Origin of the sequence: Thalassospira sp. GO-4, assembly GCF_023588965.1 — a bacterium.
In the GTDB taxonomy this organism is placed as follows: Bacteria; Pseudomonadota; Alphaproteobacteria; order Rhodospirillales; family Thalassospiraceae; genus Thalassospira; species Thalassospira povalilytica.
Genome location: NZ_CP097807.1, coordinates 154205 through 168172, shown reverse-complemented (window position 1 = coordinate 168172; position 13968 = coordinate 154205). Strand labels below are relative to the sequence as shown.

Below are 13968 nucleotides of genomic sequence, written 5' to 3'. Positions count from 1 at the left end.
GGCTGAGGACTCACTCCTCGACCACTACTTCCCAAGACTTCAACTTCGAGATCGGCTTGCATTCGCGAATGCGAACTACGTCACCCGTTTTGAAGCGGTTCTCTTCATCGTGCGCGTGGAATTTCTTCGACTTACGCACGTACTTTTTATACAGCGGGTGCATGACCTGGCGTTCCACACGGACCACCACGGTCTTGTCGTTTTTGGTCGAAACGACTGTCCCCTGCAATACACGCCTCGGCATGTGTGTTTACTCCTCTGCGTGTCCAGTTTAGGCCGCGGTCGCACCCTTCTCGTTACCGAGAAGGGTTTTGATGCGGGCGATATCACGACGGACCTGGCGGACCCGCGCAGTGTTCTCAAACTGACCGGAAGCCTGCTGGAATCGCATGTTGAACGATTCTTTACGCAGGTCCAGCAGCAGCTGTTTCAGTTCGTCAGCGCTTTTAGCGCGGAGATCAGCAATTTTCATCACTAATTACTCCCCTTCACCAAGACGGGTGACAAACTTGGTCTTGATCGGCAGTTTTGCCGATGCCAGCTCGAAAGCGCGGCGTGCAAGATCCAACGGAACACCGTCGAGTTCAAACATGATCCGACCCGGTTTAACGCGTGCCGCCCAATATTCAGGCGAGCCTTTACCTTTACCCTGACGGACTTCGGCAGGCTTCTGCGAGACCGGGAGATCCGGGAAAACGCGAATCCACACACGACCCTGACGGCGGATGTGGCGGGTGATCGCGCGGCGAGCCGCTTCGATCTGACGCGCCGTTATACGCTCAGGCTCCAAGGCTTTCAAGCCATAAGCGCCGAAATTAAGATCCGTACCACCCTTGGCTTCACCTTTAAGGCGGCCTTTGTGGGCTTTACGGAACTTTGTACGTTTCGGAGAAAGCATATCTGGATCTCCTTACTTACGGCTGGAACCAGCCGACTCGAGAGCTTTACGCTCCGATGCCAGCGGATCATGTGCCATGATTTCGCCCTTGAAGATCCAGACCTTCAGACCGCAAACACCATAGGTGGTGTGTGCTTCCGAAGTTCCGTAATCCACGTCCGCACGCAGCGTGTGCAGCGGAACGCGACCTTCACGATACCATTCGGTACGGGCGATTTCTGCGCCACCAAGACGACCAGCAGCATTAATACGAATGCCACCGGCACCGAGACGCATTGCGTTCTGAACCGAGCGCTTCATAGCGCGACGGAACGAAACACGGCGCTCAAGCTGCTGGGCGATGTTGTCAGCGACCAGCTTGGCATCGATTTCCGGCTTGCGGATTTCGATGATGTTAACCTGCACTTCGGCATTTGCCAGCTTCTGCAGATCGTTCTTGAGCTTCTCGATGTCCTGGCCTTTTTTCCCGATCACAACGCCCGGACGAGCGGTGTGGATCGAAATGCGGGCTTTCTTCGCCGGACGTTCGATAATCACCTTCGAAACACCAGCCTGCTTGAGGCGGTCGAAGATGAATTTACGGATCGCAAGATCTTCATGAAGAAGACCAGCGAAATCGGACTTGTTGGCGTACCAGCGGGAATCCCAGGTACGGTTAATGCCAACGCGCAGACCGATCGGATTTACTTTCTGACCCATTACTCGGCCTCCTCACGTTCGCAAACGACGATGCGCATGTTGGAGAACGGCTTCAGGATCTTGCCAACACGACCGCGTGCACGGGCGCGCCAACGTTTCATCACGAAGGCCTTACCAACAGATGCCTCTTTAACATAGAGACGGTCGACATCGAGCTGATGGTTGTTTTCGGCGTTAGCAATTGCCGATTCCAGCAGCTTTTTGACGTCCTGCGAAATACGTTTGTTGGAGAAGGTCAGTTCTGCCAAAGCAGCTTCTGCCTTCAAACCACGGATCGACTCGGCGACGAGGTTGAGCTTACGCGGGGAAATGCGTACTGCCCGGAGCGAAGCCGCAGCCTCGTTATCCGCCAGCCGACGGATGTCAGCTTTCTTACCCATCGTTACTTCCTCTTCGCCTTTTTGTCGGCCGCGTGACCATAGTAGGTACGGGTCGGCGAGAATTCACCGAACTTGTGACCAATCATGTCTTCGGTCACCAGCACCGGCAAGAATTTCTGGCCATTGTAAACCCCAAAGGTGAGGCCTACGAATTGCGGCAGAATCGTCGAACGCCGCGACCAGGTCTTAATTACCTCATTCCGGCCTGAGGCACGGACAGTATCGGCTTTCTTAAGAAGGTATCCGTCAACAAACGGACCCTTCCAAACGGAACGCGCCATAGTCTAGCCTCCTCCGTTAGCTCTTGTGACGACGGCGCATGATGAGCGCGTCGGTCTTCTTGTTCGAGCGGGTACGCTTGCCCTTGGTAGGCTTGCCCCACGGCGTAACCGGGTGACGACCACCCGAAGTACGACCTTCACCACCACCATGCGGGTGATCGATCGGGTTCATGGCAACACCACGAACCGAAGGACGCTTGCCGAGCCAGCGATTACGGCCGGCTTTACCAAGGTTAGTGTTCTGATGGTCCGGGTTGGACACGGCACCGATGGTTGCCATGCATTCACCACGTACCAAACGTACCTCACCGGAGGACAGCTTAAGCTGGGCGTAACCCTGGTCCTTACCAACGAGCTGCACGTATGCACCTGCTGAACGTGCGATCTGGCCACCTTTACCGGCTTTCAGTTCGACGTTATGGACAATGGTACCGACCGGAATGTTCTTCAGCGGTGCGGCGTTACCCGGCTTAATGTCTACGCGTTCAGCGGCAACAACGTTGTCGCCGACAGCGAGACGCTGCGGTGCGAGGATGTAGGCCAGCTCGTCGTCGGAATAACGAACCAGTGCGATGAACGCAGTACGGTTCGGATCATATTCCAAACGCTCGACGGTACCGACGACGTCAAACTTGGTACGTTTGAAGTCGATGAGACGGTAACGACGTTTGTGACCACCACCAATACGGCGGGCGGTGATACGACCAGTGTTGTTACGGCCACCTTTCTTGCGAAGACCTTCAGTCAACGCTTTGATCGGCTTGCCCTTGTGGAGATCGGAACGATCCACGAGAACCAGCTGACGGCGACCAGGAGAGGTTGGTTTAAACTTCTTCAAAGCCATTGTCTTAGATTCCCGTAGTCACGTCGATGGACTGACCCTCTTCGAGGGTTACCATCGCTTTCTTGAAATCACTCCGACGACCGGAAACACCGCGAAAACGCTTGGTCTTTCCTTTTACCACAGAGGTATTGACCGCCTTGACCTTCACCCCGAACAGACCTTCCACAGCAGCCTTGATCTCCGGCTTGGTGGCGTCGATCGCAACTTTGAACGCAACTGCGTTGTGTTCAGAAATCAGCGTCGACTTTTCAGTGATATGCGGGGCGCGGATGACTTCGTACATCCGCTCTTTGCTGATGATCGTCATTTGAGACGTGCCTCCAACGCTTCGACCGCACCCTTGGTCAGCACCAGGGTGTCACGGCGCAGGATGTCATAGACGTTAGCACCGATCTCCGGGAGCACGTCAATCTGCGGGATGTTGCGCGCTGCGCGTGCAAAACCTTCGTTGACCTGCGCACCATCGATGATCAGTGCAGATTTCCAGCCGAGCTTACCAAAAGCTGCGACCAGATTCTTGGTTTTGGCGTCCGAGAATTCCGCGTTATCAAGAACGATAAGCTTGCCGTCCTTTGCTTTAGCCGACAGAGCGGTTTTAAGCGCGAGTTTACGGAACTTCTTGGTCAGATCGTGTGCGTGGTCGCGAACGCGCGGACCGTGCACGGTACCACCACCACGGAACTGTGCAGCCTTACGGGAACCGTGACGTGCACCGCCACTACCCTTCTGACGCACGAATTTTTTCGTGGTTGCGGAAACTTCCGACTTTTCCTTCACCTTGTGGGTACCGGCGCGGCGTTTTGCCAGCTGCCAGTTCACCATGCGGTGCAGGACGTCACGACGTACTTCCAGACCAAAGATCTCTTCTGCGAGATCGATGTTGCCTGCCTTGGAAGCGTCAAGTTTGAGAATGTCGAGCTTCATGATGCTTATTCCTTATCCTCGGCGACAGCTTCTTCAGCAGCCGGGGCAGCACCCTTGAGCGCGGCCGGGAACGGAAGACCTTCCGGTGCAGCACGCTTCACGGCATCCTTGACAAGGACGTAGGCGCCCTTGTGACCCGGGACTGCACCGTGGATCAGGATCAGGCCTTTGTCGGCGTCAGAAGCGACAACCTTAAGGGACTGAACAGTCACACGTGCGGCACCGAGGTGACCAGCCATCTTCTTACCTTTGAAGACGCGGCCCGGATCCTGGCACTGACCGGTGGAACCATGCGAACGGTGCGAAATCGACACACCGTGCGACGCACGCAGACCACCGAAGTTATGACGCTTCATCGCACCGGCAAAACCTTTACCGATGGAAGTGCCGATTACGTCAACGTACTGACCTTCAACGAAGTGAGCGGCAGAAAGTTCTGCACCAACTTCAATCAGACCATCTTCGCTAACGCGGAATTCAGCAAGTTTGGCTTTCGGCTCAACCTTGGCTTTGGCGAAGTGGCCACGCATCGGCTTGGATACGTTTTTCACTTTCGCTTTGCCATAACCAAGCTGAACAGCGACGTAGCCGTCGGTGTCGTTGGTACGGTTGGCGACAACCTGAAGATCTTCGACCTTCAGAACGGTTACAGGAAGGTGGGAACCATCGTCTTTGAAGACGCGGGTCATGCCAACCTTCTGGGTAATAAGTCCACTACGCATTGCGGCTTACTCCCGATTAAAGTTTGATCTCGACGTCGACGCCGGCAGCCAGATCGAGCTTCATCAAAGCATCGACGGTCTGCGGGGTCGGGTCGACAATGTCGAGAAGACGCTTGTGCGTACGGATTTCGAACTGTTCACGCGATTTCTTATCGATGTGCGGAGACCGCAGAACAGTGTATTTTTCAATGCGGGTCGGCAGCGGAATCGGGCCGCGGACCTCTGCGCCAGTGCGCTTCGCCGTATTGACGATCTCGCGCGTGGACTGATCCAGCACGCGATGGTCAAACGCCTTCAGGCGAATGCGAATGTTCTGACTATCCATGTAATTATGTACCGGAGCCCTCAAAAGGACACCGGCCCCTCAACTGGAGTTGACGATTGCCGCAAAAGTGTTGCGGGCGGCTTACATAGCCGCCCGCTTCACAAAGATCAAGAGAAAAAATTACTCGATGATCTTGGCAACAACGCCCGCGCCGACGGTACGACCGCCTTCACGGATTGCGAAACGCAGACCTTCGTCCATTGCGATCGGTGCAATGAGGGTCGCGGTCATCTGGACGTTGTCGCCCGGCATAACCATTTCGGTGCCAGCCGGCAGTTCGATCGAACCGGTAACGTCAGTCGTACGGAAGTAGAACTGCGGACGGTAGTTCGAGAAGAACGGCGTGTGACGGCCACCTTCATCCTTGGTCAGGATGTAAGCTTCTGCTTCAAACTTGGTGTGCGGGGTGATCGAGCCAACATGTGCCAGAACCTGGCCACGTTCGACGTCTTCACGCTTGGTACCACGAAGCAGCGCGCCGATGTTGTCGCCAGCTTCACCCTGATCGAGCAGCTTGCGGAACATTTCAACGCCGGTAACGGTCGTTTTGACGGTGTCTTTAATGCCGACGATTTCGATCTCTTCGCCAACTTTAACAACGCCGGTTTCAACACGACCGGTAACAACCGTACCACGACCCGAAATCGAGAACACGTCTTCGATCGGCATCAGGAACGGCTTGTCTTTCGGACGATCCGGTGCCGGGATGTAGTCATCAACAGCAGCCATCAGCTCGAGGATAGCGTTTTTGCCGATTTCGTCATCGCGACCTTCCAGAGCAGCAAGAGCCGAGCCCTTGATGATCGGAATATCGTCGCCCGGGAAGTCGTAGGACGACAGAAGTTCACGGATTTCCATTTCGACGAGCTCGAGAAGCTCTTCGTCGTCAACCTGGTCAACCTTGTTCATGAACACGACCAGTGCCGGAACGCCAACCTGACGTGCAAGCAGGATGTGCTCGCGGGTCTGCGGCATCGGGCCATCAGCTGCCGAAACAACCAGGATGCCACCGTCCATCTGTGCCGCACCAGTGATCATGTTTTTAACATAGTCAGCGTGGCCCGGGCAGTCGACGTGCGCGTAGTGGCGGTTTTCGGTCTCATATTCGACGTGCGCGGTCGAGATCGTGATACCACGAGCTTTCTCTTCCGGTGCCTTGTCGATCATGCTGTAGTCTTGGAACGATGCGCCACCCTGTTCTGCCAGAACTTTGGTGATCGCTGCGGTCAGCGTGGTTTTACCGTGGTCAACGTGGCCGACGGTGCCAACGTTAACGTGCGGTTTTGTACGCTCAAACTTTTCTTTAGCCATTTCTAACTCCGTTTATTCTGGCTTGGCCTTAGCCGGCCGATTTGGCTTTGACTTCGTCCGCAACTGCCTGCGGAACGTCTGCATAGTGATCAAACTGCATCACGAACTGGGCACGACCCTGGGACATGGAGCGCAGCGTGTTGACGTAACCGAACATGTTCGCCAGCGGTACGAACGCGTTAACAACGCGTGCGATGCCACGGGAGTCCATGTCACGAACCTGGCCACGACGGCTGTTCAGGTCGCCAATGATGTCGCCCATATACTCTTCCGGGGTCACTACTTCGACTTTCATGATCGGCTCGAGCAGCTTCGGAGAAGCTTTCGACAGACCTTCTTTGAAAGCTGCACGGGCAGCGATTTCGAAGGCCATGACGCTCGAGTCAACGTCGTGGTAGGCACCGTCGGTCAGCTTGATCGACAAGTCGGTTACCGGGAAGCCTGCGATAACGCCGCTCTGCAGCGAGCTTTCGAGACCTTTGGCAACACCCGGGATGTATTCCTTCGGAACGTTACCGCCAACAACGGTATCGGTGAAGGAGAAGCCCGAACCCGGTTCACCCGGGGTGAAGGTGAGCTTGATACGCGCGAACTGACCCGAACCACCCGACTGTTTTTTGTGGGTGTAGTCGATATCGACTTCTTTCGAGATGGTTTCGCGATAAGCAACCTGCGGCGCGCCGATGTTAGCTTCGACTTTGAATTCACGCTTCATACGATCGACGATGATGTCGAGGTGAAGTTCGCCCATACCCGAAATGATGGTCTGGCCGGATTCGTGGTCGGATTTAACGCGGAACGACGGATCTTCCTGTGCGAGACGTGCAAGGGCGAGACCCATTTTTTCCTGGTCGGCTTTCGATTTCGGCTCAACAGCGATTTCGATAACCGGATCCGGGAATTCCATACGCTCAAGGATGATCGGCTTGGCCGGGTCACAAAGGGTATCACCAGTGGTGGTGTCCTTCATGCCAACCAGAGCAACGATGTCGCCCGAGCAAGCGTATTTGATTTCTTCGCGGTTGTTCGAATGCATGAGAAGCATACGGCCGATACGTTCTTTTTTCTCTTTGACAGAGTTCAGAACATACGAGCCGGCATCGAGGATACCGGAATAGATACGAATGAAGGTCAGCGAACCAACGAACGGATCCGACATGATCTTGAATGCAAGAGCCGAGAACGGCGCTTCATCGGTCAACGGACGGGAATCCGGCTCGTCTTCGGTGTTCGGCTTGACGCCACGAACATCGTCGATGTCGTCCGGTGCCGGCATGAAGTCGATAACGGCATCAAGAAGCGGCTGAACGCCTTTGTTCTTGAACGCGGTACCCAGAAGGACCGGGACCAGATCGCCGGCGATGGTGCCTTTACGGATGCACTTCTTGAGAACTTCCTCGGTCGGCATTTCGCCTTCGAGGTAAGCTTCCATTGCTGCTTCGTCGCACTCAACAGCCTGTTCGATCAGAGCTTCACGGTATTCTTCAGCCTGGTCTTTCAGGGAATCGCGGATGTCGCGATACTCGAACTCTGCACCAAGGGATTCGTCTTTCCAGACGATTTCCTTGTTGCGAACGAGGTCAACAACACCTTCGAACTCACCTTCGGAACCGATCGGCAGCTGCATGACAGCGGCGTTGGCACCGAGGCGTTCCTTGATCATTTCGACGCAGCGGAAGAAGTCTGCACCGGTACGGTCCATCTTGTTGACAAAGCACATACGCGGAACGTGGTACTTGTCAGCCTGACGCCACACGGTTTCGGTCTGCGGCTCAACGCCGGAAACGGCGTCGAAAACAGCGCAGGCACCATCGAGAACACGGAGCGAACGTTCAACTTCAATGGTGAAGTCAACGTGGCCCGGGGTATCGATGATGTTAATACGGTGGTCGTTCCAGAAGCAGGTCGTCGCAGCAGACGTAATCGTAATGCCACGTTCCTGTTCCTGTTCCATCCAGTCCATGGTCGCGGCGCCGTCATGGACTTCGCCGATTTTGTAGGACTTGCCGGTGTAGAAAAGAATTCGCTCGGTGGTCGTCGTTTTACCGGCATCAATGTGCGCCATGATGCCGATGTTGCGATACCGAGAGATCGGAGTACGTTGTACCATAATCGACTCTTGATCTTGAGGTCTGAATTACCAGCGATAATGAGCGAAAGCCTTGTTGGCTTCGGCCATACGGTGGGTGTCTTCGCGCTTCTTGACAGCACTGCCGCGGTTGTTGGCAGCATCCATCAATTCACCGGCGAGACGACCGATCATGGTCGTTTCGGAACGCTTGCGGGCAGCGTCAACCAGCCAACGAATGGCCAGAGCCTGACGACGCTCGGAACGAACTTCAACCGGAACCTGGTAAGTAGCACCACCAACACGGCGCGAACGAACTTCGACGTTCGGCTTCACGTTATCCATGGCTTCGTGGAACTGGGCAACCGGGTCTGCACCCTTGCTTTCCATTACTTCCAGGGCACCATAAACGATTTTTTCGGCGGCAGATTTTTTGCCGTCGAGCATAAGACCGTTCATGAACTTGGTAAGAACCTTGTCGCCATATTTGGCGTCAGGGAGTACTTCGCGCTTTTCAGCAGCGTGACGACGTGACATCTGAGCTGCTCCTTATTTCGGACGCTTCGCGCCGTATTTCGAACGACGCTGCTTACGGTCTTTGACACCCTGTGTATCGAGGGTACCGCGAATGATGTGGTAACGAACACCCGGCAAATCTTTTACACGGCCGCCGCGGATCATCACGACAGAGTGTTCCTGCAGGTTGTGGCCTTCACCCGGAATGTAGGAGGTTACTTCGTAGCCGTTGGTCAAACGGACACGGGCAACCTTACGAAGTGCCGAGTTCGGCTTCTTCGGGGTCGTGGTGTAGACACGGGTGCAAACGCCGCGTTTCTGCGGGCATGCTTCCAGTGCCGGAACCATATCGCGCTGGGTGCGCGGAGTCCGCGATTTGCGGATCAACTGGTTAATAGTGGGCATTAACTTTCCCTTTTACTTCAACGGACGCCACTAGGGCGCTGCTCTTATCGACGCACGACGAGCGACCACGCGTCCCCATACACAGTACGGAAACACGCGCGGACGCCCATAAATGCAGGAGTTCCTGCCTCGACGGCCGTCAGAGTCGCACTCAAGCGATGGGGGGCGAAAACCGCCCGCTACCGCACAAAACGGTACCGGCACAGCTACACCCCCCTAGATTCGGTGGGCGCATACTAGTGACGGCCCCCTTTTGCGTCAAGCAAAACCATATGGACCTTCGAGTTGGCGCTTCAAACGCCGAGACGAACCGGTGCGTCGATAAGAGTTCCGGTTCGCCTCTGATTCTTTAACTGTCTGGCGCGACGAAGTTATTCGCCTGCCGGCAGTGAAGCGGTGTCGGCATCGGCCTGCGGACCGAAATTGTCGCCGATTTCTTCTTCTGCCTCGATCTGTACCGATTTGTCGCGTTCGGCAGCCAGTGCACGGAAGCGGTTCATCACCGCACCGGTACCAGCCGGGATCAAACGACCCACGATGACGTTCTCTTTCAGACCGATAAGGGTATCGGTCTTGCCCGAAACGGCTGCTTCGGTAAGAACGCGCGTGGTTTCCTGGAACGACGCGGCCGAGATGAAGGAATGCGTCTGCAGGGATGCCTTGGTGATCCCCTGGAGGACCGGTGCACCTTCTGCGAGTTCGCCGCCTTCTTTAAGCGCACGCTCGTTTTCGGCATCGAAGTCAACGCGGTCAATGATTTCACCAACCAGAAGAGTCGTGTCACCCGGTTTGGTGATTTCGACTTTCTGAAGCATCTGGCGAACGATGACTTCGATATGCTTGTCGTTAATCTTCACGCCCTGCAGACGGTAGACTTCCTGGATCTCGTTGACCAGGTAATCTGCCAGTGCCGGGACGCCCATGACGCGCAGGATATCGTGCGGAACCGGCGAACCATCAAGGAGCTGATCGCCCTTCTCGACGAAGTCCCCTTCCTGAACGGCAAGATGCTTGCCTTTCGGGATCAGGTATTCGACCGGTTCGGTCAGGCCCGAATCCTCGAGCGGGTGAACGATGACACGGCGCTTGTTCTTGTAGTCCTTGCCGAATTCGACGCGACCCGGAATATCCGAGATGATTGCGTGTTCTTTCGGTTTACGGGCTTCGAACAGCTCGGCAACACGCGGCAGACCACCGGTGATGTCACGGGTCTTCGAACCTTCGCGCGGGATACGTGCAAGCACGTCACCAGCATGAACTTTCTGACCGTTCTCGACCGAGAGAATAGCGTCAACCGACAGGAAGTAACGGGCTTCAAGACCGTTATCCAGGTTGATGACCTCGCCGGCTTCGTTACGCAGGGTAACGCGCGGCTTAAGGTCGGACGCCTTGGGCATGCTCTTCCAGTCGATAACCGTTTTCGAGGCAATACCGGTCGCTTCGTCATAGACTTCGCGAATGGTTACGTTCTCGAGAAGGTCGACATAGTTCACATAACCTTCTTTCTCGGTGATGATCGGCAGGGTGTACGGATCCCACTCGGCCAGTTTCTGACCACGCGTGACCTGTGCACCTTCATCGGTGAGAAGTTTTGCACCGTACGGAACGCGATATTTCGCACGCTCGCGACCGGTTTTGTCGATCAGGAGAATCTCGAGGTTACGCGCCATCACGATGTTGACGCCTGCCGAGTTCTCAACGACCGCACGGTTTTTCAGTTTCACGGTTGCATCGAAGTTCGCTTCGACACCGGAGACCTCTGCACCACGCTGTGCCGCACCACCAATGTGGAACGTACGCATGGTCAGCTGGGTGCCCGGCTCACCGATCGACTGTGCGGCGATAACACCGACAGCTTCACCGATGTTCACCGTGGTACCGCGTGCCAGGTCACGACCATAGCAATGGCCGCAAACACCGGTTTCGGCGTCACAGGTCAGAACCGAACGGATACGTGCGGTTTCAACACCGGCTTTCTCGATGAGATCGAGGTGATCTTCTTCAACCATCTCGTTCTTCGGCACGATGACTTCGCCGGTCGACGGATCAACGATCTCGTCGGCGGTGAAACGACCGAGGATACGATCAGACAGGGTTTCGATAACCTCACCGGAATCGACGACGGCTGCGATGTCGAGGCCACGATCCGTACCGCAATCATGCTGGGTGATGATGCAGTCCTGGGCCACGTCAACCAGACGACGGGTAAGGTAACCCGAGTTCGCCGTTTTCAGTGCGGTATCAGCCAGACCTTTACGAGCACCGTGGGTGGAGTTGAAGTACTCCTGCACGGTCAGGCCTTCTTTAAAGTTCGAAATAATCGGGGTCTCGATGATCGAGCCGTCCGGTTTCGCCATCAGGCCACGCATAGCAGCCAGCTGACGCATCTGGGCGGCAGAACCACGAGCACCGGAGTGCGCCATCATGTAAACCGAGTTCACATTGTCACCTTCTGCCGTCGCCGAGATGACTTTCATCATCGCTTCGGAAACGTCGTCGGTGCACTGCGCCCAGGCGTCAACAACCTTGTTGTATTTCTCACCACGGGTGATGAGACCGTCCTGGTACTGCTGCTCGTATTCCTTGACCTTGTCGTGGGTACCACCGACCAGCGGTTCCTTGGCGTCCGGAATGATCATGTCATCCTTGCCAAACGAAATGCCGGCTTTACATGCCCAGTTGAAACCAAGGCCCATCATGCGGTCAGCAAAGATAACGGTCTCTTTCTGGCCACAGTGACGGTAAACGACATCGATAACGTTCGAGACGTCTTTTTTGGTCAGCAGCTTGTTGATGGTCGAGAACGGAATGCGCGGATGACGCGGCAGAAGTTCCGACAGCAACATGCGGCCCGGGGTGGTTGCAACACGAACGGTGATGCGTTCGTTGTTTTCATCAACCGTGTGGTAACGGGCATTGATCTTGGAATGCAGGGTGACAACACCCTCGTCCAGTGCCTGTTCGATCTCCGCGATGTTGACAAACGACATGCCCTCGCCCGGCTGACCGTCACGCTCCATGGAGATGTAGTACAGACCAAGGACAATATCCTGCGACGGCACGATGATCGGTTTACCCGATGCCGGCGAAAGGATGTTGTTGGTCGACATCATCAGGGTACGTGCTTCAAGCTGGGCTTCAAGCGACAGCGGTACGTGGACAGCCATCTGGTCACCGTCGAAGTCCGCGTTGAACGCAGTACAAACGAGCGGGTGCAGCTGGATGGCCTTACCTTCGATCAGGGTAGGCTCGAACGCCTGGATACCAAGACGGTGCAGGGTCGGTGCACGGTTGAGCATGACCGGATGTTCACGGATAACCTGTTCAAGGATATCCCAAACTTCGGCGCGCTCTTTTTCCACCATGCGCTTTGCAGCCTTGATGGTGGTGGCCATCCCGTACAGTTCCAGCTTCGCGTAAACGAACGGCTTGAACAGTTCGAGCGCCATTTTCTTCGGCAGACCGCACTGATGCAGTTTCAGGTTCGGACCCACGGTAATAACGGAACGACCGGAATAGTCGACGCGTTTACCCAGAAGGTTCTGACGGAAACGACCCTGCTTGCCTTTGAGCATGTCCGACATCGATTTGAGCGGACGCTTGTTGGCACCGGTGATCGGACGACCGCGGCGACCGTTGTCAAACAGCGCATCAACCGATTCCTGAAGCATACGTTTTTCGTTACGCACGATGATGTCAGGCGCACGAAGCTCGATCAGGCGCTTCAGACGGTTGTTACGGTTGATGACACGACGGTAAAGGTCGTTCAGATCCGAGGTTGCGAAACGGCCGCCATCAAGCGGAACCAGCGGACGCAGTTCCGGCGGAATGACCGGAATCACTTCAAGGATCATCCATTCCGGGCGCGCGCCGGATTCCTGGAAGGCCTCAATCAGCTTGAGACGCTTGACCAGCTTCTTGCGCTTGGCTTCGGAATTGGTTTCCTTGAGGTCGATTTTTGCGGTTTCGCGTTCTTCATCAAGGTCGATTGCCGCAAGCATATCGCGGATGGCTTCGGCACCGATACCGGCACGGAAGCTGTCTTCGCCATATTCTTCCTGGGCAGTCATATACTGGTCTTCGGACAGGAGCTCACCCATTTTAAGCGGGGTAAGGCCCGGTTCGATAACCACATAGTTTTCGAAGTACAGAATGCGCTCAAGATCCTTGAGCGTCATGTCCAGCAGCAGACCCAGACGGCTCGGCAGCGACTTCATGAACCAGATATGGGCAACAGGTGCCGCCAGTTCGATATGGCCCATACGTTCACGACGTACTTTGGCCAGAGTCACTTCGACGCCGCATTTTTCACAGATAATGCCGCGATACTTCATACGCTTGTACTTGCCGCACAAGCATTCGTAATCCTTCACCGGACCAAAAATGCGCGCACAGAACAGGCCGTCGCGCTCCGGTTTGAAGGTCCGGTAGTTGATGGTTTCCGGTTTCTTGATCTCGCCGAACGACCAGGAGCGGATACGCTCCGGGCTGGCAATCTGAATCCGGATCTGATCGAAGCTCTGGGTGCCCTGCGGCTGCCCGAAGATCTTCATCAACTCGTTCATAAAGGCTCTCCCGCTATGCCCGGTCTCGCC

Annotated in this window: 16 protein-coding genes; all 16 read right to left on the bottom strand. The window is 55.5% G+C overall.

All coding sequences use genetic code 11. From position 1 onward, the window contains the following. Nucleotides 1–10 precede the first annotated feature (10 nt). Nucleotides 11–244 carry a 30S ribosomal protein S17 gene (gene rpsQ / locus M9H61_RS00830; protein ID WP_008892183.1) on the bottom strand — a complete coding sequence of 78 codons (234 nt, stop codon included), beginning with the start codon at nucleotides 242–244 and terminating at the stop codon, nucleotides 11–13. 27 nt (nucleotides 245–271) lie between these two features. Next, a complete protein-coding gene (gene rpmC / locus M9H61_RS00825) occupies nucleotides 272–472 on the bottom strand; it encodes a 50S ribosomal protein L29 (protein ID WP_008892182.1) in 201 nt (66 codons plus the stop codon). 6 nt (nucleotides 473–478) lie between these two features. Beyond that, nucleotides 479–898, bottom strand: coding sequence for a 50S ribosomal protein L16 (gene rplP / locus M9H61_RS00820; protein WP_068518266.1), 420 nt, complete (start codon nucleotides 896–898; stop codon nucleotides 479–481). 12 nt (nucleotides 899–910) lie between these two features. Continuing rightward, on the bottom strand, nucleotides 911–1597 hold the full coding sequence (rpsC, locus tag M9H61_RS00815) for a 30S ribosomal protein S3 (RefSeq protein WP_068518267.1): 687 nt from the start codon (nucleotides 1595–1597) through the stop codon (nucleotides 911–913). Beyond that, nucleotides 1597–1977: a 50S ribosomal protein L22 gene (gene rplV / locus M9H61_RS00810; protein WP_068518268.1), complete on the bottom strand. Its 381-nt coding sequence runs from the start codon at nucleotides 1975–1977 to the stop codon at nucleotides 1597–1599. The genes rpsC and rplV overlap by 1 nt, the downstream gene beginning before the upstream one ends. A gap of 2 nt (nucleotides 1978–1979) precedes the next feature. Continuing rightward, the gene (rpsS, locus tag M9H61_RS00805) at nucleotides 1980–2258 is read right to left on the bottom strand and encodes a 30S ribosomal protein S19 (RefSeq protein ID WP_008892178.1); all 279 of its coding nucleotides are present in this window, start codon (nucleotides 2256–2258) and stop codon (nucleotides 1980–1982) included. A 16-nt stretch (nucleotides 2259–2274) separates the two neighbouring features. Then, a complete protein-coding gene (gene rplB, locus M9H61_RS00800; RefSeq protein ID WP_068518269.1) occupies nucleotides 2275–3102 on the bottom strand; it encodes a 50S ribosomal protein L2 in 828 nt (275 codons plus the stop codon). 4 nt (nucleotides 3103–3106) lie between these two features. Further along, nucleotides 3107–3409, bottom strand: coding sequence for a 50S ribosomal protein L23 (locus M9H61_RS00795; protein WP_068518270.1), 303 nt, complete (start codon nucleotides 3407–3409; stop codon nucleotides 3107–3109). Beyond that, nucleotides 3406–4026: a 50S ribosomal protein L4 gene (gene rplD, locus M9H61_RS00790; RefSeq protein ID WP_068518271.1), complete on the bottom strand. Its 621-nt coding sequence runs from the start codon at nucleotides 4024–4026 to the stop codon at nucleotides 3406–3408. The genes M9H61_RS00795 and rplD overlap by 4 nt, the downstream gene beginning before the upstream one ends. A gap of 5 nt (nucleotides 4027–4031) precedes the next feature. Then, complete coding sequence (gene rplC, locus M9H61_RS00785; RefSeq protein WP_101247949.1) at nucleotides 4032–4748, bottom strand: 50S ribosomal protein L3; 717 nt, start codon at nucleotides 4746–4748, stop codon at nucleotides 4032–4034. 16 nt (nucleotides 4749–4764) lie between these two features. Continuing rightward, entirely contained in the window at nucleotides 4765–5073 is a 309-nt protein-coding gene (rpsJ, locus tag M9H61_RS00780; protein ID WP_007091508.1) for a 30S ribosomal protein S10, read from the bottom strand. A 120-nt stretch (nucleotides 5074–5193) separates the two neighbouring features. Beyond that, nucleotides 5194–6384 (bottom strand): elongation factor Tu, encoded by a 1191-nt coding sequence (gene tuf / locus M9H61_RS00775; protein ID WP_206927257.1) that lies wholly within the window; start codon nucleotides 6382–6384, stop codon nucleotides 5194–5196. Nucleotides 6385–6412: 28 nt separating this feature from the next. Beyond that, nucleotides 6413–8494 (bottom strand): elongation factor G, encoded by a 2082-nt coding sequence (gene fusA / locus M9H61_RS00770; RefSeq protein WP_068518441.1) that lies wholly within the window; start codon nucleotides 8492–8494, stop codon nucleotides 6413–6415. A gap of 27 nt (nucleotides 8495–8521) precedes the next feature. Further along, nucleotides 8522–8989, bottom strand: a complete 468-nt coding sequence (gene rpsG / locus M9H61_RS00765) for a 30S ribosomal protein S7 (RefSeq protein ID WP_068518440.1) — start codon at nucleotides 8987–8989, stop codon at nucleotides 8522–8524. 12 nt (nucleotides 8990–9001) lie between these two features. Continuing rightward, a complete protein-coding gene (gene rpsL, locus M9H61_RS00760) occupies nucleotides 9002–9373 on the bottom strand; it encodes a 30S ribosomal protein S12 (RefSeq protein WP_007092427.1) in 372 nt (123 codons plus the stop codon). Between the two features lie 371 nt (nucleotides 9374–9744). Next, nucleotides 9745–13938 carry a DNA-directed RNA polymerase subunit beta' gene (rpoC, locus tag M9H61_RS00755; RefSeq protein ID WP_068518439.1) on the bottom strand — a complete coding sequence of 1398 codons (4194 nt, stop codon included), beginning with the start codon at nucleotides 13936–13938 and terminating at the stop codon, nucleotides 9745–9747. Between the last annotated feature and the right edge of the window lie 30 nt (nucleotides 13939–13968).

What these genes read in the sequence shown, in the direction of transcription:
- rpsQ (WP_008892183.1), bottom strand. Translation starts at nt 244, where the DNA reads ATGCCGAGGCGTGTATTGCAGGGGACAGTCGTTTCGACCAAAAACGAC.
- rpmC (WP_008892182.1), bottom strand. Translation starts at nt 472, where the DNA reads ATGAAAATTGCTGATCTCCGCGCTAAAAGCGCTGACGAACTGAAACAG.
- rplP (WP_068518266.1), bottom strand. Translation starts at nt 898, where the DNA reads ATGCTTTCTCCGAAACGTACAAAGTTCCGTAAAGCCCACAAAGGCCGC.
- rpsC (WP_068518267.1), bottom strand. Translation starts at nt 1,597, where the DNA reads ATGGGTCAGAAAGTAAATCCGATCGGTCTGCGCGTTGGCATTAACCGT.
- rplV (WP_068518268.1), bottom strand. Translation starts at nt 1,977, where the DNA reads ATGGGTAAGAAAGCTGACATCCGTCGGCTGGCGGATAACGAGGCTGCG.
- rpsS (WP_008892178.1), bottom strand. Translation starts at nt 2,258, where the DNA reads ATGGCGCGTTCCGTTTGGAAGGGTCCGTTTGTTGACGGATACCTTCTT.
- rplB (WP_068518269.1), bottom strand. Translation starts at nt 3,102, where the DNA reads ATGGCTTTGAAGAAGTTTAAACCAACCTCTCCTGGTCGCCGTCAGCTG.
- M9H61_RS00795 (WP_068518270.1), bottom strand. Translation starts at nt 3,409, where the DNA reads ATGACGATCATCAGCAAAGAGCGGATGTACGAAGTCATCCGCGCCCCG.
- rplD (WP_068518271.1), bottom strand. Translation starts at nt 4,026, where the DNA reads ATGAAGCTCGACATTCTCAAACTTGACGCTTCCAAGGCAGGCAACATC.
- rplC (WP_101247949.1), bottom strand. Translation starts at nt 4,748, where the DNA reads ATGCGTAGTGGACTTATTACCCAGAAGGTTGGCATGACCCGCGTCTTC.
- rpsJ (WP_007091508.1), bottom strand. Translation starts at nt 5,073, where the DNA reads ATGGATAGTCAGAACATTCGCATTCGCCTGAAGGCGTTTGACCATCGC.
- tuf (WP_206927257.1), bottom strand. Translation starts at nt 6,384, where the DNA reads ATGGCTAAAGAAAAGTTTGAGCGTACAAAACCGCACGTTAACGTTGGC.
- fusA (WP_068518441.1), bottom strand. Translation starts at nt 8,494, where the DNA reads ATGGTACAACGTACTCCGATCTCTCGGTATCGCAACATCGGCATCATG.
- rpsG (WP_068518440.1), bottom strand. Translation starts at nt 8,989, where the DNA reads ATGTCACGTCGTCACGCTGCTGAAAAGCGCGAAGTACTCCCTGACGCC.
- rpsL (WP_007092427.1), bottom strand. Translation starts at nt 9,373, where the DNA reads ATGCCCACTATTAACCAGTTGATCCGCAAATCGCGGACTCCGCGCACC.
- rpoC (WP_068518439.1), bottom strand. Translation starts at nt 13,938, where the DNA reads ATGAACGAGTTGATGAAGATCTTCGGGCAGCCGCAGGGCACCCAGAGC.